The organism is Acinetobacter sp. YH12138, from assembly GCF_015218525.1.
Classification (GTDB): Bacteria; Pseudomonadota; Gammaproteobacteria; order Pseudomonadales; family Moraxellaceae; genus Acinetobacter; species Acinetobacter amyesii.
Genome location: NZ_CP048670.1, coordinates 618004 through 638784, shown reverse-complemented (window position 1 = coordinate 638784; position 20781 = coordinate 618004). Strand labels below are relative to the sequence as shown.

Below are 20781 nucleotides of genomic sequence, written 5' to 3'. Positions count from 1 at the left end.
GATAAAAATTTTAGTAATAGAAACACAGCGTTGCATTTTTAGACTTAACGGGCATCTATGTACTTTGCTAAGTTAAAGGACTGACAACTTAACAATAAAATTGCAACTATGAAAAGTTCAACACACATCACCACCGCTCAAGCAGCACGTGTTGCTAAGCGCTTAGTCAATCATTGGAAACATAAATTTGAAGTCAATGAACAGCTCATTGGAGAAAATACTGCATTCAAGATTCAACTACCGTCTGCAGAGGTTAGCCTTCTACCACAGGCTGCGTTTTTAGACGTGGTGATTTCAGCCCAAGATCCAAGCACAAATCTAGATCAATTGGAACATGTGGTATTAGATCATTTGATCCGCATGGGACAAGAAGAACTCAGTGCAACATGGCAACGTGAACCATAGTCTACGTCGCCATATTGTCAAAGCCTTTCACTCAATGCTGATGTGATTGGTAATTTCTGACTGCATCAATACGGGCTTTCGTCGCTGGATGTGACTCAAAGAAGTCTGTCCAAGATCTCTGATCTTTGGCAGTTTCATCCTTTGCACCTTTCTCTTTTGCTGTTTCACCATCAGCTTCATCTTCCATACGTTGTAAGAAGTTTGCAAAATGTGCCGTTGGAATTTGATGTTTTGAAAGTTGTTTTAAAGCATATAAATCGGCTTCAGATTCAAAGTCTCGTGAGTAACTTGCACCTACCGCAGCCACTGGCAAACTGGTAAGAATGTCAGAGCCATCTCCTGTAATCATCAACAAAATAATACTGATGCCTAAACCTGACAAACTTTGCTGCAAACTATGGCGTTGAACTAAATGCCCCTGCTCATGTGCAAGCACACCTATGAGCTCATAATCATTTTTCGCTAGTTTAACCAACTCATCTGTCACGATAATGGTGTTATTGGGTATCGCCAATGCATTTGCACCGATGCTACCACCACCACGGAATAACAACTTCGCAGGACGATTTTCAGCCACCAATTGTTGATATTCTTGTTTCAGTTTGTCTTGCCGTGCTTGTGGCAATTTTGTGGGTTCAGTCATATCGATAATATATTTTTCCGCCTGATCGCCCCAACTCGTTAAAGCGGTCTCAGGCAGTTGATTGGCCACCACATGTGACGCCGCAGGTATGCCCCATTTAATCAAGACAAAAGCAAAAGCCACCACAAAAATCACACTAAAAATGATTAGAGAAGGTGAACGCTCTAATTTCCAAATCGAATGCCAACGCGACTTCACATCGAGATTAAACCACTCCGGCAAGGGTTGATGAAACTCTAAACGAGCATCGTCCTTTAACTCGATCACTGGCTGAATATCACCTAACGCTCCAATCAGCGTCATATCTTGATAGGTGTAATGCTGCGTTTGTTCTAGGTCTTGACCATAACGCACAATCACGGCATGTTCCCCATCTGCGCTGATTTGAGCAACAAAGGGTTTTGACACTTTCCCATCATAATAGGTTGCATTCACTACTGATGTTTTCATGTAATTCACCTGTGTTATAAGGAAATATCTAGGTCAAAAATATCGGATAATTCTTCAGCAATTGCATTGTGATCTTGCTGCATTTGATTTTGTAATTGGTCTGGATCATCGACCAACATTAAATGCAAAGATTCCGTCTGATATTTATATAGTCGCACAACTGCCCATGGTGTCAGTAAACCGAGGCTAATCACTTTAGCCAACCAATTACTCAAGACAATCCATGCATAGCGCCATTGATTACAGTCCGTATGAAACTGACTGCGGCTCAACGTGGTGTTATTCCAAGTGGTAATAAAAATACGTGCAGCTGTGAGTGGCCAAATAAACATATAGCCAATCAAATACATACCAAAAATAATGAAGACATAAGATGCGTCATTTAAACCATCTGAACTACCAAACAGTATTGCAAAGATTACTGCCAGCAATGCACCAAAGCCCATAAACAGAAATAAAGGCACATACATGGCGCGCATATAATCGCCCCACGTATTATTCAGATTAAATTTCAACTGCCCCAGATACAAATGATTCAGACATTCACGTTTATATAGCCAGACCGCAACTGGTGTAAACAATCCAAGGGTAAAGACAACCACCGCAAGACATTTAACAAAGCACCAATATGCGCTTTTATTTGTCCCTGAAAAAAAGAATCGGCTATTACTAAACTTACTGTTGCGAGCACGGAAACGAATCGTAGATCGAATGAGCCAAGGAACCGCAAAGAAGATCAGGACAAAGCCCGCTAAGAAAGCTTCCCAAGAATACTTTATAGCAAAAGAGAAACCACCATAGACCACTAACGCAATGATTCGTCCAACTAAAATTTTTGTAGGCAAACCGGTAAAGTCAAAACGACGCTGAAATACCCAAGTATTACCGTAAAAATAACGTAAACGGCGGACCTTTGCCCAAGGCGCATAAAGTCCAAGCGTGACAATCGTCAGTAAGATATTCACAATCCAAATACCGAAATATTCAGACGCATTACCTTTAAACCTAAAATGATAATTTCGCCCCAAAACATCAGCCTGTTCTGTCTCACCAAATAGACTCGGTGGATTCATCACGGGCAGCTCTGGCGGAAGCGGCGTTTCCAATTGTGAATTTTGCATAAGTACCCTAAATTATTTTTTTTGGTATGTCGAATTTATTCATTTGCATGACAATGCTCATCACCATGCCTTATTTATACGTATATCAAAGCAAGCTGTGCCTCAATATTTTTTAAACACTGGCTTTAGAATTAATGAACCGCTGTTTGCAATTGGACAGCGTGAAATTGCAAATGATCATCCATAAAACTTTGAATAAAATAATAACCATGATCATAGCCTGCATGTTCACGCACTTCGAGTGGCTGCCCAACTTGCTCACACGCTTGCTTAAACAACATCGGATTTAACTGGCTATAAAATTGATCATCAATACCTTGGTCAATCAAAATGGCTTTAAACAAAGCCCCTTTAGATTTCACTAAAGCTGTAGCATCGTGCTGAAGCCACTGCTGTCGGTCTGAACCTAGATATTGATTAAAGGCTTTTTCGCCCCATGGACACTGACTTGGCGCACAAATCGGTGCAAAAGCAGAAACCGATTTAAACAGGTCAGGATGCTTCAACGCTAAAGTTAATGCCCCATGACCGCCCATACTATGTCCGAATATGCCAATCGCACCTTTTTGTACCGGAAATTCAGCCTGTACCAGCGAATACAATTCTTCAGTAAGAAAACGTTCCATTTGATAATGCTCGGCCCACGGTTGTTCCGTTGCATTAATATAAAAGCCTGCGCCTTGCCCAATATCCCAATGATCACCTTGTGCTACCTGTTCCCCACGTGGAGAAGTATCAGGGCTGATTAAAATCAGGCCAAGCTGCGCAGCTAAACGCTGAGCATGCGCTTTAATGGCAAAGGTTTCTTCAGTACAGGTTAATCCCGCCAAATAAAACAATGCAGGACACGCTTGGCCTTGTAAGGCTACTTCTGGCAGAAAAATACCAAACTTTGTCGCGGTCTTTAGACTTGAAGAATCCAATTGATAAATGCGCTGCTCACCAGCAAAACAAGTATTTCGTTGTACTAATTCCATGATCTTTATCCTAAACTTTTTTAATCTTTTAAGGCGTAACCGTCGTAGCCGGTGCAGTAGTTGTCGGCGGGAACAATCGTTGTTCTAATTGAGGCAACATTAATGCCATGTTTTTCCCCATCGACCACTGCGGTTCAGAAGGTTCGAAACCTTGCGCTGCTTCCCATTTCGCAACAGTCGCTTTGGTTTCATTAAATGCCGCTTGAATACTGGTCTGCTCACGCATCGCCTGATCAAAGAACGCTCGGCCAAAATAGGTGTATTCAGCTTCATTCGAACAGCCAAAAGACTGTCGATCAGCTGCCGATGCAGTAATGATTAAAGTATTATCATTTTGCAATGCTGGAATAAAACTGCCTGAATAACATGAAGAAATCACGATCACACGCCAACGAATTCCGGACGCATCCAAGGCTTCTTTTAACCATTTAGGATCGACTTGCGCCAAATCCAAAGGTGCATTTTCCATTTCAAAGACATTTGGTAAACCATGTGAGGTCATATATAAAAATAAGACATCACTTTCTCGGTTCATCTGCTGACCGATACGACGCAGCGCCAACTCCATACTGGTTTTAGATGCCAGCGGAATTTCAGTGCGTGTTGCAGGGTTATTGATAAGTTCAACCGAACGCCCATAGGTGCCAAAACGTGTATCAAACTGTTCTTTAATCCGTTCAATTTCCAGTTTAAAGACATCTTGATAACTCGCACCCGCCACCCCTAAGAAGTACCAATGGGATTGAGCAAATTCACCATATTCCACTGCGTCTAAAGATTTATTGAGCAAACGGCTTTGTGCATAGAAGGCATCTTCAGCAAAGCTTGGAGGAACTTCTTCAACTTTCCAAATCGGCTGATCTTTGACTGAGACTTGCCACACGACCAAAGTAAATAGCGTCGCACCCATAATCAGTGCACGCTCCCACCATGGCCATTTCAGCTCACGTGAAAACACCCAAACGACAGCCAGACTTTGCCAAACAAATAGAATAATGAATAACGTTGGAATGTAGTCATACAGAAAGTATGGAAGAAAATCGAGATCTCCCAAATATTGAATCAAACATTGAAACAACATGATGTGCGTATCAAGCACCAACCAAAGCAATGCAGGGACCAACATTAGCCGTGGATTATTTACACGTTGTGATAGGAAAATCCCCACAATTAAAGCAATAAATGGCCACAATGCATAACTTATAAGACCTTGAGCGTTAAATTCACCAATACGCCCCGTGCTCAGCCAACTAAATAAACTGTTAGCACAACCACCTAAAATCCCCCAAAACACCAATTGTAAAATCGATGGACGAACGATTTGTAAAGAACGACGAGACCCAAAAAATAACCACATCCCCGCAGTTTGGTTGCTTTTAAAATCATGCCAAAAATTGATGGAGGGTTTGAAATCAATCATAGAGTTCTAATGGTGGCCTTGGCTCGCTTAATTGCACAAATAATTTTATGCCTGATGTCGTTTTTAGCAATGCTATTTTTTAACTATATAACAAATCTTTGAACAATATTGAAGCAAATATCATTTTAAGTCACAAGATCATGTTGGAAATATGCATCAAAGCGACAAGCATCACCTTGCCACTGGTGTTGTGGCTCTTGATTCGCTAAAAAAACCGCCAATCGTGGACGTTTAACCACAACACGTTTAGCAATTTTTTGTGCTAAATCCAGTAAATTATCACCTAAATCCATTTCGCCATCTTCAGGTAACAGCAAATGCAACAATTGCATTTGTTTTTTGACCTGAGCTTGCTTTTTGACGGCTTGCTGGTTTTGGTCTCGCTGCGGAAACATCGGATCGAGATAAACCACATCAAAGATTTGATTGGTCGTCGATAAATTTTTCAAATAGTCTGCCGAATCTGAAAAGACCAATTCAATTCGAGCCACAACCGAACTTAAAAACGCATCTTGCTGCGCACGTTGATGTGAGTCTTCCAATAGGGTAAATAAAATTGGATGACGTTCCACAAGAGTCACATGCGCACCCAAATGGGCCATCAATAAACTATCATGCCCTAGCCCTGCGGTTGCATCTACAAGCTGTGGTTTTTCAGCCAAATTACACGCACGTGCAATCATCTCAGACTTTAAGGATGCTCGCTTTAAACGCCCCACTTCTGCTTTCCAATCGGGTTGCATCTTCATGCCATTGGCCGCTAACCACAAACCATCTGCGTCGACACACAAACTGAGTTCAGGGTTTAAACGTAAAAAACGCGCGTTTAATTTTTCAATCAATTCAATATTTACAGATACACCACGTGAAGAAAGCACAGCAGAATACTGCTGTGCTTTCTCATGAAATTCTTGTTCTGTGTATAAGCGGATTTCGCTTACCATAATTTCCAGCCTGTAAATGCGAACAATAAAATCAATAATCCCGAAACAATTCGATACCACGCAAAAATCATGAAATCACGTTTTGCCACGTAAGCGACAAGCGCACGAATCAAAAGTAATGCCGAGACAAACGAAATAATCAAACCGACTGCAATCACAGTCCAATCTTGAGTGCCTTGAAATACATCATAGCTTTGATATAAATCCAGTAAACCTGCACCGACAATAACAGGAATACCCAAAAAGAATGAAAACTCAGTGGCTGCTTTACGAGAAACCCCTAAGAACATGGCACCAATAATGGTTGCACCTGAACGTGAAGTCCCTGGAATTAAAGATAAAACTTGAATTAAACCAATCCAAATCGCATCTTTAATGGTTAAATCTTCTACTTCTTTGGCACGCACCTGCGGTGGATTTTTTTCGATCCAAATAATGATCAAACCACCGATAATCAACCCCATAGCAATCGCAATGTTATTGAACAGCAGCTCTTTCACCGTCTGACCAAACGTCAAACCAATCAACACGATTGGAATCGAAGCGAGAATTAAGCCAAAACCTAAACGGCGACCTTTTTCTTCACCCGTCACCATACCGGCTGCTGCGCCCCACAGGCGGCCCCAGTATTCATAAATCACCGCCGCAATCGCACCCATTTGAATTGCGATCACGAAAACATCACTTTTTTCTTTGGTCCAAAAGTTCATTAATTCTGAAGCCAGAATTAAATGCCCTGTACTTGAAATCGGTAAAAATTCGGTAATACCTTCAACAATACCCATGATTGCCGCTTTGAGCAGCAGTAGAAGATCCATATATAACCCTAATTATGGCTTGCCTTGTTCTGAAATTTTCTTCCAGGCGTTATCTCGTAAATATACGGGCAATGCAAGTTCAGCACTCACCCATGCTTTTCTTTGCGCCGCTTCGCGGGCAATAGTAGCAATATCTTGTGCTGTTGCACTTAAGTCTTTGTATTGTGTTTGTTCTGATTGAATGAGCTCACTACCAGAACCCACGACAGTAAATTTGATCTGTGGTGTGGCATCGGCGTAGGTTAATAATTGTTCTTCATCAACAGCCTGCATAATGCCATTGGCATCGAGTTGATAGCTGGCGATGTACACTTCTTGCATGCGTGCATCAAGGACTGCAGTTACTTCAGTCAAACCATGTACACGATGCGCCGCTTGAGCCAAAGCTTGCAAAGTCGATACTGGAACAACAGGTACGTCATTGGCCCATGCCAAGGCTTGTGTTACCGCTGCATTAATACGAACACCACTAAATGAGCCAGGCCCACGACTAAATGCAATCGCAGTTAAACCCGCTAACTCAATAGCAGTTTGATTAAGCCCTTGCTCAATCATTGGGAGAATGGTTTGTGTCTGCGCTTTTGCCCGTAAATCGAGTTGAAAATAAAGCTCTTGAGTTTCATCTACAATCGAGACGGAACACTGCTCATTGGCAGTTTCCAATGCCAGTAATTTCATGCGCAACCTTAATTAAATTTAATCTTAAAAAACGTTGAATATGATACTCCACTCCATCGCAGTTCGCGAGATTTTCCACCACAGACTCAGCGCTTTCTGTATTTAATCTATAAAAAAGCCTCGACAAACGTCGAGGCTTTTTTGCTTACCATGTATAGCGTTCTAAAGTTCAGCGACTTCGAGTTGAGTAAAATGTTTAAAATGAGCGGCATATTGCATGGCACTCATTTTTAGACGTGCTTCGGCTTGTTCATCTAAAGTCTTGACGACTTTACCCGGTGAACCCATCACAACAGAATTATCCGGAATCACCTTCCCTTCTGGAATTAAAGCATTCGCACCAATGATGCAATTTTTACCAATTACAGCATGATTTAGAACCACGGCATTGATTCCAATCAGACTATTATCTCCTACGGTACATCCATGTAGCATGGCTTGATGCCCAATCGTGACATAATCGCCAATGGTCATTTCAATGCCGGCATCGGTATGCAGCACCGCATTTTCTTGTACATTGGTAAAATCACCCAGTTTGATACGACTATTGTCACCTCGGATGACGGCTCCGAACCAGACACTCACTTCTCGGCCTAATTCAACTTGCCCAATGACCGTTGCATTTTCTGCAACCCAACCATCCCAAGGTTGATGCGTGGCTTTCGGACTATATCCTTGAAATTTGTACAACATGATCAAACATCCTATTTTGACTTTCTAAATAAAGGTTTATGGCTCACGGCCCAAATGAAATGAAGGAGAATTTAATAAAAAAGGCCATTCTTTTTGATAATTCAGACCATATTGAAATAAGGAAATCAGCATCCGTGCAGTCAACCCCCATACGATTTCGTTTTCGACTCTTAAACTGGGAAAATAAAGCGATTGCTGGGCAAAACGAACTTCATATGGCGTTGGCGGTGTTTCTAAAAGCTGTCTTAATGATGCAAAAAAAATACGGTCAATTTCAGTGGGTTGAGGTATCAAATTTACGTCAGGCGGGATCAATCCCACGATCGGTTTAACTAACATTCCATTCCGTGCTTTTTGCATTGGTAAATCACCCAAAAGTTGCACATCAAATGGATTTAGAGCGGTTTCTTCTTGAGCTTCTCTTAACGCCACCACGATATTACTGGTGTCTTGGGCATCACGTTTGCCACCGGGAAAGGACACCTCACCGGCATGATTATTCATATAGAGTGAGCGGCGGGTCAATAAAATGCGTGGATTATCTTCTTGGGTAATCGCAATCAATACAGCAGCATGCGCAGGTTGAATACGCTTAGAAAAACGTAAACTTTGCTGCAATCGCTGAGTCAATAAACCCTCATCCATCCACATTACATCCTTATAATTATCTTGTTGTCATCATAGCTGAATTTCGGCCAAGCTGGTTAGAAATGATGCCAAAGTTTTATTTTTAAGTTATTCTGACGGTTCACACAATCCATGACGATGAATATGAACTTTTGCTCAAACTGCGGACAAAAAACAAAAGAAGCGATCCCGCTTGGAGATCATCAGATACGCCGTATTTGTACCGCATGTGGGTTTATTCATTATGTGAATCCTAAAGTCATTTGTGGTGCTTTAGCCGTTTGGGACAATCAAGTTTTACTTTGCCGTCGTGCGATTGAGCCACGTTATGGGCTGTGGACACTACCCGCTGGCTATATGGAACTCTATGAGACGATGGAGCAAGGAGCAGCGCGTGAAACTCGCGAAGAAGCCGAAGCAGAAGTCAATATTGAGCAACTGTATTGCATGTATAACATTCCCCGTATTGGGCAAATTTATGCCTTGTTCAAATCTGAACTAATCAATGGAGAGTTTGGTGCGGGTGATGAAACCATTGAATCACGATTATTTAGTGAAGAAGATATTCCTTGGGATGATTTAGCCTTTCCTAGTGTGGAAAGAACGCTGCGGCATTATTTTGCTGACCGCAAAACAGGTCAGTTTGAAATGCATCTCGAAACCCTCGGTACGCGACTCGATCACACAGGTTAATTTGCTGGCCGCATGATTAAAAAAGCCCATCTTTGATGGGCTTTTTTATTTTTCTAAGATTTAACTACTATTTAGCCTTGATGGTGTAACAAGGGGCCAATTCTAAAGAAATATCACCACCGCTTAACTTTGCCGTTTGAGCAGCAGCAGTATCATTTGGATTTTTTAAGCTATAAATATAACTAAAGCTGGCCAAACTATTCCCCCACTTCACCACTTTATTATCCGAATCTGTCAAAGCAACGCCAGAAGGACGTGTGCCTGCATTGGCATTAATCATATTGTGTAACTGCACTAAAGCACCGCCTACAACCATTGATGTATCCGCTGAAGTTTTCACACTTGAGTTCATTCCAATCAGCGCGCCATCAAGCGTATGGAAATATGGGTCAGCTAAAATCATACGAATCGAAATGGTATTTGGATTGATATTTCCTTCAGGCGTAAAGGTACGGGTTGTCGTTCCGATACGATATTGCTGTACACCTTTGTCATCTTTCATTAACAGTGGGTCAAGCACATCTTTTCCGCTACAGCCTTCCGTCGCGTGTGTAGACAAGTCGACAATTTGGCTATCTTGACGAGTAAATACATCGTCTGGCACGCCAGATTTTATATTTGTGCGAATATCACCATTACGGTCAATCACCACACCCAATTTCACTGTTTTAATCGAAGTATCGGTAAATTTAAAGGTTAAATCTGCATACAACGGGAAGATATAATTTTGTCCAGCAGCAACATTTTCAACAGACTTAAAGACTTTTTTGTCTAAATACGACAGCGGATAAAGCTTGTATAAATCCATCGTGCCTTTAAATTGCACTTGGTTAATGTTTTGCTCCCAAAGACCTAATTTTTTCTTATCATCGGCCGTCAGAACATAATCATCTTTTTTAGCCATTAACGTTTTATATAAACTTCCACCTGTACCGACCACCATTTTGTCGGCAAGTAGCGTCCCTTGTTTAATAATCAAAGGGCCAGAGTTGGCTTCTTCTGCATCAAAACGGAAACCCAGAATGCCAGGTTTATCAATTTGCTTGGTAAGCGGATCGATCCAATTATCCTGTGGCGTTGCTGTTAAACGTGTTGGTCGAACCTGCGTCAAGAGCAAGACATTCACACCACCAATGGTACTCAACTGTTGATCAACTTTGCCCTTCCACTGTAAACCACTACCAAACGTCATACCTTGGCGGTCCGTCATTAACATGAAATGACCAAATAAATTGACTTTTGAACTATCGGTCGGCAAACATTCATTTTTGTCACAGCCGACCAGTCCATTTGAACCACTGGCATTGGTAATCACGCCATCAGTTGAAAACAACGCAAACTCTGGCTGGTAAACCGCAGCCGTTGAGATATTCATGAGTTTTGAAACTAAGGTAAATGCATTTTCATTGCTGACTTCGGACAGGTCTAGCCAAGGTGTAAACAGGTCATTAAATTCCGTATCTGAACTGATACTGAAATCTGCTGTCGCGACATTTCGAGTGATTTGATCAATCAATACTTTATCTGCATTGTTGATATAAACCGCTTGGATATCTGTAGCTGTAACTGCGCTGTTATTTTTCAAAGCCAAGGCTTGAATAATTTTAGCTAAACGCATGGCCACTTTAACCGTTGCGTCGGTATTTGAAATCGTTGCAGCAGGTTTACCCGAGATGCCAGCTGCCAAATCCAATAAGGTCAAGCGTGGAGGTGTCGTACCACTGGCTACATTGGAAATTTGCTTCAAATCTACTTTACCCAAATCAATTCGACGTGATTTTTCACCTTGGACAAAGAAAGTTACGGTATCGCCAATCTTACAAGCACCTGTCGAAACACCTTCTTTTAGATCAAATAAAGTAATGTAGGTATTTTTAACGTCGCTCGAACAATTAAAATTCAGACCTTCAATTGGATAATCTAAAACGAACTCAACACAGCCTTCGGTATTACTTTTACAAGTACCATTGGTCGTACTGGTATCATAAATTTCAGGATTCACATTTGCACTTTCACCGCCACAGCCACTGAGCGCTGCAACCAATGCCGTTAAAGCAAACGGTAATAAAATTTTATTTTTCATCCTAATTCTCTTTCTTATGTCCTTAACGGATTGCTGTTAATTTAAGTTGGCCTTGATTGGTTAATACGCGGCCATCGACGTCAATTGCTGTTGCTAAAGGCGTTAAGAATAAATACTGGCTACCTTTAGGCACTTGAATCACGCCTTCAATTTTTTCATGGTAAAGATGATCCGCTTCACCTTGGTTATTTTTGAATCCACCTGCGCCTTCCATGACACATCCATTTTTGTCTAAAAATACCGCAAATGGCCAATAAAATGTAGGATTTTGTACTTTGGATGCAAATGAATGTATACGAATATTTTGTAATGGTGATTTTAGTTTTACGACTTCATAGTCAAATTCGTCAGACAATGGTGCTCGAGGCCATAAGTTAATATCTTGAGCTAAGTCGAGCTCTTTGGCTTTCTTCATTTTTTTATTCGAAAAACATTGCTGACCTAAACCTTGAATGGTGTCAGCTTGTGACACCCGATAATATGATGTGGCTAAAGTGATTGGGCCTGTATCTTCGGGTTGATTACGTTTAAATAAATTATCAATGACGGAGCGACTGACACCTTTTTCACGTTCAATGGTTTGCATCCGCGTTTGCCCCATCTTGCTATCAATAACGCCTTCGGGCATGGTGTAAAAGCGCTTTTTGCCTTCTAAGTTAAACTCTTTATCTTCAAGATATTCATTATTAACATACTTTTCACCAGCCATGGTCGAAAAGCCTTGCTCTTGTTTTGCCTTAGCTGATTGTTTTGAAGGATTATTTTCTAAGTTTTCACCTGAAGTTTGTACGGATTGATCAGTGCTAACTACTTTCTCAGCAAGGAGCTTTTTGTCGACGATAGATTTATCTTTTTCAGCTAGAACTGTGGACTGATACGCTTCACGAGGTTGGGTTAGCTCTGATTGCTGTAACTTTTCTGTCCATGCGGTTGAAGGTACCACTTTTGCTGTCGTATCTGCCGCTTGTGCTGACTTTTCAGATTTGCGAACTTTATCCCCTGAGACGTCTTTAATCTTATCTACTGTGACAGCTTTAATTTCATCCCGTTTTTCCGGCTCGCGTATACTTAAATGTTGAGAATTCACCGGTCCAACAGCCTGTGCTGTTGGACTCGTTTGACGTGTCATCGGTGTCTTGGTTTGAGACGGGCTAATGCTTACAGATGGTTGAGTAATTTGTTGTACAGGTTGAGAGTCTATCGTTTTAGCAGTTGGACTTTCTTTAGGTTTCTTTGCTGGTTTTTCTTGCACTTGTACCACCATTGGGCGCCCATCTGGCCCAATAATGGTATGAAACGCCCCAGCGTTGGTATACGACACTTGCACCACAGACAGTGCAAGTAACGTTTTTATGAATAAAATCCTTTTCATTCTGTCTGCTTATCCTACCAACGAGTTCTGTAATTTAATCCTAGGATGGTGATTTTCGTATCGGTTTTTACATTCAGTCCAGCATATGGGTTTAAAAGTAAGTTATTCACACCGGTTAAGTTTGCAAGACTACTAGTATTCGCTGGAATGTTATCTTTACTGCGTAAAAAGCCGATTGATAAATCTAAATCCGTATCTGCATCAAAACGATATCCAATCCCCATACCAAAGAGCTGCGCACCATTAATCGGGACCATGGTATTTCGCTTACCATCAGGAATAGACGTACTCCTTGGTTCATAACCTGCACGTAATTTCAAACGATCTGTTGCAGAATATTCAATACCAATACCCCAGTTCCAAGGCGATGTAAATTTCAAAGGTAAGGCCAAAGAATTATCGGTCACATTTTCAGATAATAATTTTGCAATTTTCAGCGCTGAAATTTGACGGTCGAATTCAAAACGGAATTTGTCCCAAGCACGATAATCGGTCCAGCCCACATCAAAATTAATTTGTAAATCAGGCATAACCTTATATTTGATCCCGGCCTGTACGTGCTGTGGATATTCAAAATCCATCGAAACCAAACCCGACTCCGAGTTAGGCACGGCATTTGGGAAACCCAAAATTGCAGCTAAAATTTGACCTGTTGGTGATGACATTAATCCCTTAATCATCTCCTGAGGCGCTTTTGCATTATGAATGCGATAACGACCTTTCATGCGCATTTTCGCAGCGCTTTGGTACACCATACCAAAACTAAAATCTTCGCGTGGCTCCCACAAAACCCCTAAGTTATAACTTGGGCTCAGTGACTGCTCTAAAGCCAATTCCATCTGACCAAATTTGCCAAATGGATTCATTCCTTCTTCGGTATTACACATCCCCAATAGCAAGATGTCGGTAATAATGTCCGAATTTTCCTTGAATGGCGTACAGACGACTTCATCAATCATCCTTAACATGCCGATCAACTCATTAGGAAATCGTAAATCTGATTTCAATCCAATGGCTTGATAGGACATCCCTACACCACCACCAATCGATAACTCATCACTAACTTGATAACCTACAGTTGGCGATAGATAAGTAATACGCTCTAGAGCAACTTGTTGCCCCATAAAATTACCGGGGTTGCCATTTTCAGCACCAAAACCCGCAATCAAAGGCGCATAAACGGCTGATGCAAATGTTGCTTTAGAACCTGGTGGATTGTAGGCAATACCCATCGTTGGCGCGGCAATGGGTTGTCCAGCACCAAAATCCACCATCTTTTTTAAGACAGGTACATATAGGGATGCATATTCAACATCACCAGAAACCTTATCTTTAAAGTCCGTACATATATCTGCCGTTACTTCAGGCCCATCATTACAGACCATTGGGTCATCAGAATAACCAAAGACGTTATAACCCGCAGGGACGGTAAATTCACGTTGAATATCAAAGTTTGCAATAATCCCCTGCATATCGGTTTGCAAACCTTCAATTTTAGTTAATGCTGCAGGGTTAAAATGCACGGCACTAATCCCCGGAGGATCAGCAGTTACTGCATTCCCTAATGCAAGTGACCGTACATCAACTGAAAGATTGGTACCCAATTGTGCAAAAGCAGCACTAGAACAGCCCGTTAAAACGATCGCACTAACAAGTGGGCTGAGTCGAATTTTACGCATACGACAGCCCTCTTAACGAAGTTTTTTTCCAAAACCTAGAATATCTAACGGGAAAGAAAGTCCTAATGACACATCTGGTGCATCTTCAGTTAAACCTAGCCCCACCGTACCATTCACAATCGTATCTGGAGATACACGTACACCTAAAGAAATTGCTAGAGTTGAACTGGTTTGGTCTGCAGGTGAATAGGATTCGCCACTGCTATACGTAAATTCTGCGCCAGTGTTGAAACTTTGTTGATATGACATGGTGAGGGAAACATCGTAGTTAAACGAGTATGCAAAACCGAATGCAAAACCACCACTAATTCCCGGTTCAAACTCTTCAATGACACGTGTACCACGACGTTGGTTTAAACCCGTTTCTTTGAAACCATAGTTAGCTGAAACAGATGCAAACAACACAACAGGGTCAATATATTTACGCGTACTCGCACCGATACCTGCCGAATAGTAACCTTTACCTGTTGCTAGATCATTTACTGCATTGACTTCGTATGGACTATCACCTGTTTTCGTAGATAAATTACCAAATAAAATCAGTGGCAAACGACCTTGCTTCAATGGGAAGGGTTCCCAACGTGCGCCTAAAGAAATATCCCCTAAACCCGCGGTTGAAGTATCTTTTAATAAGTCAGTTTTCGCTACTAAAGGCACAGATGCAGAGAATGTCAAATTGTCCATTACACCGTATTGCACGGTAAATGTATTGGTCATTGAGTGTGTTGCATTCTCTTGTACACGGAGTTGATAAAGTTGGCCTTGTGCCATTTCCATATCAAGTTGAGTATCACGGTAATAGGTATAATCGATATCGTAAAAAGATGATATTTCACCTTTTTTAATCAATGAATACTGACGTTCATTCGAGCTAAATACTTCCTGTAAGTTAGCTTCTTGACTCGCATCACCCTCTTGCTGTTGAAGTGCTGTCGATGCCTTTTCAGTGGCAGTAGCACTTTCGACTTGTGGTGCCTCAGATTGTACTGGCTCTTCAACAGATTCATACTGTCCAATTTCAGGCTCGGCAGCAGCTTCTTGTGCATTATCAGCTTGGTTTACAGTAGCAGGAGATACAGACTCTTCTACGACTGTCTCTTGTTCAACTGGATCATATTCTCCAAGGCTTGGCTCTTCAGCTGCATAGGCAACCCCCATCACCACCTGAATACTCATGGCTAGTAGTGTTTTGTTCATCCATTTACGATTCATGTTCCTTCCCACCGTTGTTATTTTTTTAATCCTGACACTTTGTTATACGCTTTCATCTAACTATTTACTTTTGTAGTAAAGCCTTAGAAAGTTGTAATTCGATTTACCATAAGACTCCGACTCTTCATTCATGTTTTTATCAAGTCGTATCGTAGATGCCTTGTCTGCAATTTTTTCCATGTAAAACTGCGGATATTGAATATCAACCAATGCATAACGGTTCACGGTTGCATCTTCAACATGTCGCAAGTCTGAATCTTGCAAAGCTAATAAATTTTTACGCTGCTCAGGCGCAACGTTGATTAAGAATAATGTGTTGTTTTCCCATATTTCTTGGAATCTAACTTCATCGAAACTGATATTGCCCAGAGCTGGATCTGCAACATAAACACGCCCATCTTTATAGGCTTTAAAAACCACAAAATGTTTAAAACCAGCATATGAAATAGGAACAATCGCAGGCTGACCTTGCTTAACTAGATCTGAAAACTCACCTTTGTACCCCCCACTGTCTAGCCCGACAGCAGCGACAAAACGTTTCATGTCTAATAAGGAGAAACTTCGGCGTTCGATAATTTTTTCAGTTTCACCAAATTTCAGCAAACCATTCATGGTCTGTTGCTCAGTTAGCTGTGTCCCGACATAACCATTTAATAAAGTGGTTAAGGCCGCTGAACCACAACTGTAGTCGTATGCTTGCCGAACGATACCTCGAAATTGATCTTCTATGGCAGGTTTAATTTTTACAGATTCACGGTGCATCCGAGTAAAGGAATCATTTCGTGAATCCAATGTTTCGGTATAGTGAACTGTTCCGACTGGCTTTTCTTTTAAATCAAAGGACTCTTTGGCAAAGTAATACATCAATGCCGAGCCTACTGCTATCTCTAACATATCTTCTAACTTTTAGTTATCGGCAATGATGTGCCTTTTTTCATTATTTTTTAGAGCTATTGCTCTACATCCATGTATAATGCAAGATACCTTTTTTTTTATAAAAAAACAGCATTTTTTTATGCTTTATTGGGTCATTCCGCACTTTTTTGTAAAAAAAAGCGCGTGATCAACACGCGCCTTATTTTTATTCTAAATTACTTACTAGAAATTGTAATTACAGAACCTTGGTTATATACACCCATTGCTGGGCTGTAGAACGTTTGTAAGCCTTGAACTTCGATATCACCAATTGAACCAGCGTCTTTACTTCCTAAATGAATACCTTTCACATAGTTATCAATTGGACCAGAGTTGCTTACCATTTGAATATAACCATTGTTTGTGCCTTCTTTACCATAAACACGAACATCTTGGTTAATCGTTAAGTCGGTTTTATTAGCATCAGCAACTTTGATGCTTTCGATAAAGATTTCACCTGCTTCGCGTGTAGCCGTTTTAGTTGATGCATCTAGGATACCCAGATCTTTAATTTCTAAGCCACCAACCATTGTCGTACTCAGTTTAATCATTGCACCTTGTGGAGCAGCACCCAACTGAACATTTGCAGTCATTGGACCCGTTTTTAGAGAAAGGCCAGATAAAATTGCATTGTAGTTGTTATCGTCACCACCACGGCGAATGCCTGTAGTACCCGCTGTACCAGATGCTGTTACGCCAATTTCACCGATTTTGATATCTAAACCAGAAACATCAGCTGCGATGTTAATAAATGCACCATTTGCACCAGTACCAGCATCAGTATCAATACGTAAATCAGCTAAATTGCGAGAAGCGAGAAGATAAGCTCCACCGTTATCATAGTTTGCACCAATAACGATACCTTTATTTTCTAAAGGATCACCAGCTTTCTTGTTACCTTGAATAACGATCGCACCAGCAGTACTTGTACCGCCCTTAGCTGTATCCGTTAAACCGTCGTTATCATGAATGAAAAGTTTTTCAATTTCAATTTTAGAGATACCAATCCCGATGTTAATACCATCTTGACCAGTGGTTGAACTAAGTGCAGCATCGTCCATTGCTTGCATAGCCATAGCATTCGCACTAAATGCGATTGAAGAAACTAGAGCTAATTTAGTGAAATTTTTCATACGGTACTCTCCCAAGAGTATTTATTTTTTTTGATTTTCAACCACTCGATTTATTCAGCTGTAATATTATTTTGTGACAACTGCTAAATCTTTCCTTGAGTTGTTTGCTCGCTCGATTAAATTATATCCAAGCTGAAATTTGTTCAACTGTTGTTGGTCGCAATCTAATTCTTACCGATAAACGGTATTTGCAAACCAAATGAATTAGGAATGGTATAAAATCCATTTTAGTCTTTAAAGTTAATTTTTCTGTTGATGCAAAAACCAATTTCTTTTAAAAAATTTATTCTCAAACAAAATGTTAGTGCTCAAAATATTTTGCAAGCGCTTGTACCCTTGTCACATGTGATTTTTTTAGAAGATCAAAACCAACCTGTTATTTGCTTTTTGGCAAATCAATATCAACAATTGAAGAATGATGAACTTAAAGCTTATGTCCGTACCAATTTAGATCAATATGAGGAATCTGATACTCAGCCCTTGCAAAATATTGCCTTCCAAGATTTATATTCAAACTTAGGCAGCGGGTTTTCTGGGGGCTGGGCTGGTTTTATTAGCTATGATTATGCAGCGCAGCAACAGATTTCCTTGCACGCCAAAGCGCAACCTCGCTTGTTTTTAGGACAATTTTCCAGTTTTTTAAAATTAGAGAATGATGGTTGGTATTTTTATAGTTCAGATCATTCTGCAGCTAAGATTTACGACTACATTGATCAGTTCATTCAAACAGAGATCACTCAGAATCAATTTAAATTAAGACAAAAATGTACTGCAAGATGGTCTAAGTCAGACTACACGAAAGCCTTTGATCAAGTGCAGGAATATATTAAAGCGGGTGATTGCTATCAAATTAATTTAACACAAGAATTCACAGCTCAAGCAAACGGTTCACTCTTAGATACCGCTCAAGAATTTTGGTCACTGACTGATGCACCATATTCAGGCTACTTACGTATTAATGATTTTGAAATTTTAAGTTGTTCGCCTGAACTTTTTATAGATTTTAAGCCTAAACGCAAGATTATTACTAAACCAATCAAAGGCACGATGCCTCGCTATGAAGATCCAGTTTTAGATGCGCACTCAAAACAACGATTAAAATCATCTGAAAAAGATATGGCCGAGAATGTCATGATTGTCGATTTACTGCGTAATGATTTGAGTGTTTATGCTGAAACAGGCTCTGTAAAAACACCAAAACTTTTTGATATTGAAAGCTTTAATCAGGTGCATCACATGGTCAGTGAAGTAGAGGCCGTGCTGAAAACCGATGTAAACCCTTTTGAGGTTCTGATGTCAGCACTGCCGGGCGGTTCGATTACCGGCGCGCCTAAAATCCGTGCGATGCAAATTATTAATGAACTTGAAGGTGCTCCACGCGGTGCCTATTGCGGCTCAATGGGTTATTTTAATCACGACGGCATGGGTTCTTGGAATATTTTGATTCGCTCTATTCAAAAATACCAAGATCAGGTTTCGCTGTGGGCAGGCGGCGGAATCACCATCGCATCTGATTGCGATGCTGAATATCAAGAATGCTTTGATAAAGTCGAAGCGATGCTGGATTTGTTAAATACGTGGTATACGCCAGATTAAACAAAAAAGCGATTCAATTGAATCGCTTTTTTATAACCCTCTCCTTGCGAAGCAGTGCTTCTCACCTTTTCGAAAGGAAGATTAGGGTAGATTTAAATTTTATAGTAGCTTGCAGCAATCAAGCCAAAATATCGTTTTTAAGCGTATCCATAAGGCGCTGATTTTGTTCATCTGTACCAATAGTGATACGTAGGAATTGATTAATCCGCGGCTTATTGAAGTAACGCACAATAATCCCGCGTTCGCGTAATTCAGCAGCCAACTCACCTGCATCTTTATTTGGCAATGATGCAAAAATAAAGTTTGCCGCAGACGGTAATACTTTAAAGCCTAGCTCAGACAGCTGCTCTACAAGTTTTTCACGGCTCGCAATCACCTTGGCATTTTGCGCTTCAAAATAGGCTTGATCCTCAAATGATGCCACTGCTGCTGCAATCGCAAAACGGTCCATCGGATAAGAGTTAAAGCTGTTTTTGACCGCCTCAAGCGCTGCGATTAAATGCGGCTGCGCAATCGCGAAACCGACACGCAAACCGGCCAATGAACGCGACTTAGACGTGGTTTGACAGACCACAAGGTTTTCATATTTGGCAACCAAAGCTACAGCAGATTCCGCACCGAAATCGACATACGCCTCATCAATCACAACCACTGAATTCGGGTTAGCTTGCAGCACTTCCTCAATTGCAGACAAACCTAAAGCAATGCTGGTTGGTGCATTCGGATTGGTAATGATGATGCCGCCATTCGGCTGTTTATAGTCATCCACCACAATTTCAAAGGCATCATTGAGCGGTATAATTTTAGTATTGGCCGCAATGCCAAAAAATTGGCTATAAACCGGATAAAAACTGTAGGTAATATCTGGATACAAAACCGGCAGCTCTTGCACAAAAAAGGCTTTAAAAATGTGCGCCAGCACTTCGTCCGAGCCATTGCCGACAAAGACCTGCTCAACAGGTACATGCTGCTGTTTTGCAATCGCTTGCTTTAACTCAGACGCATCTGGATCTGGATATAAACGTAAAACATCAGCAGAATTTGCCAATACTTTTTGTACTGCATCCACCACTTTTGGCGATGGCGGATATGGGTTTTCATTGGTATTGAGTTTTAAAATATTTTGGATTTTAGGCTGTTCACCCGGTGTGTACGGTTCTAATTCACGTACATCAGGGCTCCAAAAACGCATTTGTTCAGAGGTAATATTTGGCATTTTATTTTGCTCTTTTTCACCCTCTCCTAACCTCTCTTGCACTTCGCTTTAAAGGAATACTTAAAGCTCGTTCAGGGAGAGGAATATTCATTTTATGAGATTTCCC

The 20781-nt window shown here is 40.9% G+C and carries 19 protein-coding genes; 3 read left to right on the top strand and 16 right to left on the bottom strand.

What is annotated here, in order from left to right; translation table 11 throughout:
- Positions 1 to 108: 108 nt before the first annotated feature.
- Positions 109 to 405, top strand: coding sequence for a DUF2218 domain-containing protein (locus tag G0029_RS03005; RefSeq protein ID WP_180085898.1), 297 nt, complete (start codon positions 109 to 111; stop codon positions 403 to 405).
- Positions 406 to 436: 31 nt separating this feature from the next.
- Here G0029_RS03005 and G0029_RS03000 read toward each other — a convergent pair whose 3' ends face one another.
- The 9 genes from G0029_RS03000 to G0029_RS02960 all read right to left on the bottom strand — a co-directional run bounded on the left by G0029_RS03000 (position 437) and on the right by G0029_RS02960 (position 8794).
- Positions 437 to 1498: a M48 family metallopeptidase gene (locus G0029_RS03000; protein WP_180107254.1), complete on the bottom strand. Its 1062-nt coding sequence runs from the start codon at positions 1496 to 1498 to the stop codon at positions 437 to 439.
- 14 nt (positions 1499 to 1512) lie between these two features.
- The gene (locus G0029_RS02995; RefSeq protein ID WP_168378510.1) at positions 1513 to 2619 is read right to left on the bottom strand and encodes a YjgN family protein; all 1107 of its coding nucleotides are present in this window, start codon (positions 2617 to 2619) and stop codon (positions 1513 to 1515) included.
- 131 nt (positions 2620 to 2750) lie between these two features.
- Positions 2751 to 3596 (bottom strand): S-formylglutathione hydrolase, encoded by an 846-nt coding sequence (fghA, locus tag G0029_RS02990; RefSeq protein ID WP_180064976.1) that lies wholly within the window; start codon positions 3594 to 3596, stop codon positions 2751 to 2753.
- A gap of 28 nt (positions 3597 to 3624) precedes the next feature.
- Positions 3625 to 5016 (bottom strand): C13 family peptidase, encoded by a 1392-nt coding sequence (locus G0029_RS02985; protein WP_180021433.1) that lies wholly within the window; start codon positions 5014 to 5016, stop codon positions 3625 to 3627.
- A gap of 125 nt (positions 5017 to 5141) precedes the next feature.
- Positions 5142 to 5960: a class I SAM-dependent methyltransferase gene (locus G0029_RS02980; RefSeq protein WP_218948034.1), complete on the bottom strand. Its 819-nt coding sequence runs from the start codon at positions 5958 to 5960 to the stop codon at positions 5142 to 5144.
- Positions 5954 to 6778 (bottom strand): undecaprenyl-diphosphate phosphatase, encoded by an 825-nt coding sequence (locus G0029_RS02975; protein ID WP_180107252.1) that lies wholly within the window; start codon positions 6776 to 6778, stop codon positions 5954 to 5956. The genes G0029_RS02980 and G0029_RS02975 overlap by 7 nt, the downstream gene beginning before the upstream one ends.
- A gap of 12 nt (positions 6779 to 6790) precedes the next feature.
- On the bottom strand, positions 6791 to 7456 hold the full coding sequence (gene tsaB, locus G0029_RS02970; RefSeq protein ID WP_180107249.1) for a tRNA (adenosine(37)-N6)-threonylcarbamoyltransferase complex dimerization subunit type 1 TsaB: 666 nt from the start codon (positions 7454 to 7456) through the stop codon (positions 6791 to 6793).
- Between the two features lie 162 nt (positions 7457 to 7618).
- Complete coding sequence (locus tag G0029_RS02965) at positions 7619 to 8149, bottom strand: gamma carbonic anhydrase family protein (RefSeq protein WP_180107247.1); 531 nt, start codon at positions 8147 to 8149, stop codon at positions 7619 to 7621.
- Positions 8150 to 8185: 36 nt separating this feature from the next.
- Positions 8186 to 8794: an NUDIX hydrolase gene (locus G0029_RS02960; RefSeq protein WP_078191182.1), complete on the bottom strand. Its 609-nt coding sequence runs from the start codon at positions 8792 to 8794 to the stop codon at positions 8186 to 8188.
- A gap of 126 nt (positions 8795 to 8920) precedes the next feature.
- Between G0029_RS02960 and G0029_RS02955 the strand changes: the two genes are divergently transcribed.
- Positions 8921 to 9469: an NUDIX hydrolase gene (locus G0029_RS02955; protein ID WP_078192366.1), complete on the top strand. Its 549-nt coding sequence runs from the start codon at positions 8921 to 8923 to the stop codon at positions 9467 to 9469.
- Between the two features lie 67 nt (positions 9470 to 9536).
- On the opposite strand, the gene G0029_RS02950 is transcribed toward G0029_RS02955, so the two are convergent.
- The 6 genes from G0029_RS02950 to G0029_RS02925 form a co-directional block, all read right to left on the bottom strand.
- A complete protein-coding gene (locus G0029_RS02950; RefSeq protein WP_180107245.1) occupies positions 9537 to 11552 on the bottom strand; it encodes a hypothetical protein in 2016 nt (671 codons plus the stop codon).
- Between the two features lie 22 nt (positions 11553 to 11574).
- A complete protein-coding gene (filE, locus tag G0029_RS02945; RefSeq protein ID WP_180107243.1) occupies positions 11575 to 12924 on the bottom strand; it encodes a putative pilus assembly protein FilE in 1350 nt (449 codons plus the stop codon).
- Positions 12925 to 12938: 14 nt separating this feature from the next.
- Positions 12939 to 14603 (bottom strand): OmpP1/FadL family transporter, encoded by a 1665-nt coding sequence (locus G0029_RS02940; RefSeq protein WP_078192369.1) that lies wholly within the window; start codon positions 14601 to 14603, stop codon positions 12939 to 12941.
- A 12-nt stretch (positions 14604 to 14615) separates the two neighbouring features.
- A complete protein-coding gene (locus G0029_RS02935; RefSeq protein WP_180107241.1) occupies positions 14616 to 15815 on the bottom strand; it encodes a hypothetical protein in 1200 nt (399 codons plus the stop codon).
- Positions 15816 to 15875: 60 nt separating this feature from the next.
- The gene (locus tag G0029_RS02930; RefSeq protein WP_111884773.1) at positions 15876 to 16709 is read right to left on the bottom strand and encodes a C39 family peptidase; all 834 of its coding nucleotides are present in this window, start codon (positions 16707 to 16709) and stop codon (positions 15876 to 15878) included.
- A 197-nt stretch (positions 16710 to 16906) separates the two neighbouring features.
- Positions 16907 to 17863, bottom strand: coding sequence for a DUF6160 family protein (locus G0029_RS02925; RefSeq protein WP_078192372.1), 957 nt, complete (start codon positions 17861 to 17863; stop codon positions 16907 to 16909).
- A 255-nt stretch (positions 17864 to 18118) separates the two neighbouring features.
- Here G0029_RS02925 and G0029_RS02920 point away from each other — a divergent pair, with 255 nt between their 5' ends.
- Positions 18119 to 19459: an anthranilate synthase component I family protein gene (locus G0029_RS02920; protein WP_180109750.1), complete on the top strand. Its 1341-nt coding sequence runs from the start codon at positions 18119 to 18121 to the stop codon at positions 19457 to 19459.
- 118 nt (positions 19460 to 19577) lie between these two features.
- On the opposite strand, the gene hisC is transcribed toward G0029_RS02920, so the two are convergent.
- Complete coding sequence (gene hisC, locus G0029_RS02915) at positions 19578 to 20675, bottom strand: histidinol-phosphate transaminase (protein ID WP_180107237.1); 1098 nt, start codon at positions 20673 to 20675, stop codon at positions 19578 to 19580.
- Between the last annotated feature and the right edge of the window lie 106 nt (positions 20676 to 20781).

What these genes read in the sequence shown, in the direction of transcription:
- G0029_RS03005 (WP_180085898.1), top strand. Translation starts at nt 109, where the DNA reads ATGAAAAGTTCAACACACATCACCACCGCTCAAGCAGCACGTGTTGCT.
- G0029_RS03000 (WP_180107254.1), bottom strand. Translation starts at nt 1,498, where the DNA reads ATGAAAACATCAGTAGTGAATGCAACCTATTATGATGGGAAAGTGTCA.
- G0029_RS02995 (WP_168378510.1), bottom strand. Translation starts at nt 2,619, where the DNA reads ATGCAAAATTCACAATTGGAAACGCCGCTTCCGCCAGAGCTGCCCGTG.
- fghA (WP_180064976.1), bottom strand. Translation starts at nt 3,596, where the DNA reads ATGGAATTAGTACAACGAAATACTTGTTTTGCTGGTGAGCAGCGCATT.
- G0029_RS02985 (WP_180021433.1), bottom strand. Translation starts at nt 5,016, where the DNA reads ATGATTGATTTCAAACCCTCCATCAATTTTTGGCATGATTTTAAAAGC.
- G0029_RS02980 (WP_218948034.1), bottom strand. Translation starts at nt 5,960, where the DNA reads ATGGTAAGCGAAATCCGCTTATACACAGAACAAGAATTTCATGAGAAA.
- G0029_RS02975 (WP_180107252.1), bottom strand. Translation starts at nt 6,778, where the DNA reads ATGGATCTTCTACTGCTGCTCAAAGCGGCAATCATGGGTATTGTTGAA.
- tsaB (WP_180107249.1), bottom strand. Translation starts at nt 7,456, where the DNA reads ATGAAATTACTGGCATTGGAAACTGCCAATGAGCAGTGTTCCGTCTCG.
- G0029_RS02965 (WP_180107247.1), bottom strand. Translation starts at nt 8,149, where the DNA reads ATGTTGTACAAATTTCAAGGATATAGTCCGAAAGCCACGCATCAACCT.
- G0029_RS02960 (WP_078191182.1), bottom strand. Translation starts at nt 8,794, where the DNA reads ATGGATGAGGGTTTATTGACTCAGCGATTGCAGCAAAGTTTACGTTTT.
- G0029_RS02955 (WP_078192366.1), top strand. Translation starts at nt 8,921, where the DNA reads ATGAACTTTTGCTCAAACTGCGGACAAAAAACAAAAGAAGCGATCCCG.
- G0029_RS02950 (WP_180107245.1), bottom strand. Translation starts at nt 11,552, where the DNA reads ATGAAAAATAAAATTTTATTACCGTTTGCTTTAACGGCATTGGTTGCA.
- filE (WP_180107243.1), bottom strand. Translation starts at nt 12,924, where the DNA reads ATGAAAAGGATTTTATTCATAAAAACGTTACTTGCACTGTCTGTGGTG.
- G0029_RS02940 (WP_078192369.1), bottom strand. Translation starts at nt 14,603, where the DNA reads ATGCGTAAAATTCGACTCAGCCCACTTGTTAGTGCGATCGTTTTAACG.
- G0029_RS02935 (WP_180107241.1), bottom strand. Translation starts at nt 15,815, where the DNA reads ATGAATCGTAAATGGATGAACAAAACACTACTAGCCATGAGTATTCAG.
- G0029_RS02930 (WP_111884773.1), bottom strand. Translation starts at nt 16,709, where the DNA reads ATGTTAGAGATAGCAGTAGGCTCGGCATTGATGTATTACTTTGCCAAA.
- G0029_RS02925 (WP_078192372.1), bottom strand. Translation starts at nt 17,863, where the DNA reads ATGAAAAATTTCACTAAATTAGCTCTAGTTTCTTCAATCGCATTTAGT.
- G0029_RS02920 (WP_180109750.1), top strand. Translation starts at nt 18,119, where the DNA reads ATGCAAAAACCAATTTCTTTTAAAAAATTTATTCTCAAACAAAATGTT.
- hisC (WP_180107237.1), bottom strand. Translation starts at nt 20,675, where the DNA reads ATGCCAAATATTACCTCTGAACAAATGCGTTTTTGGAGCCCTGATGTA.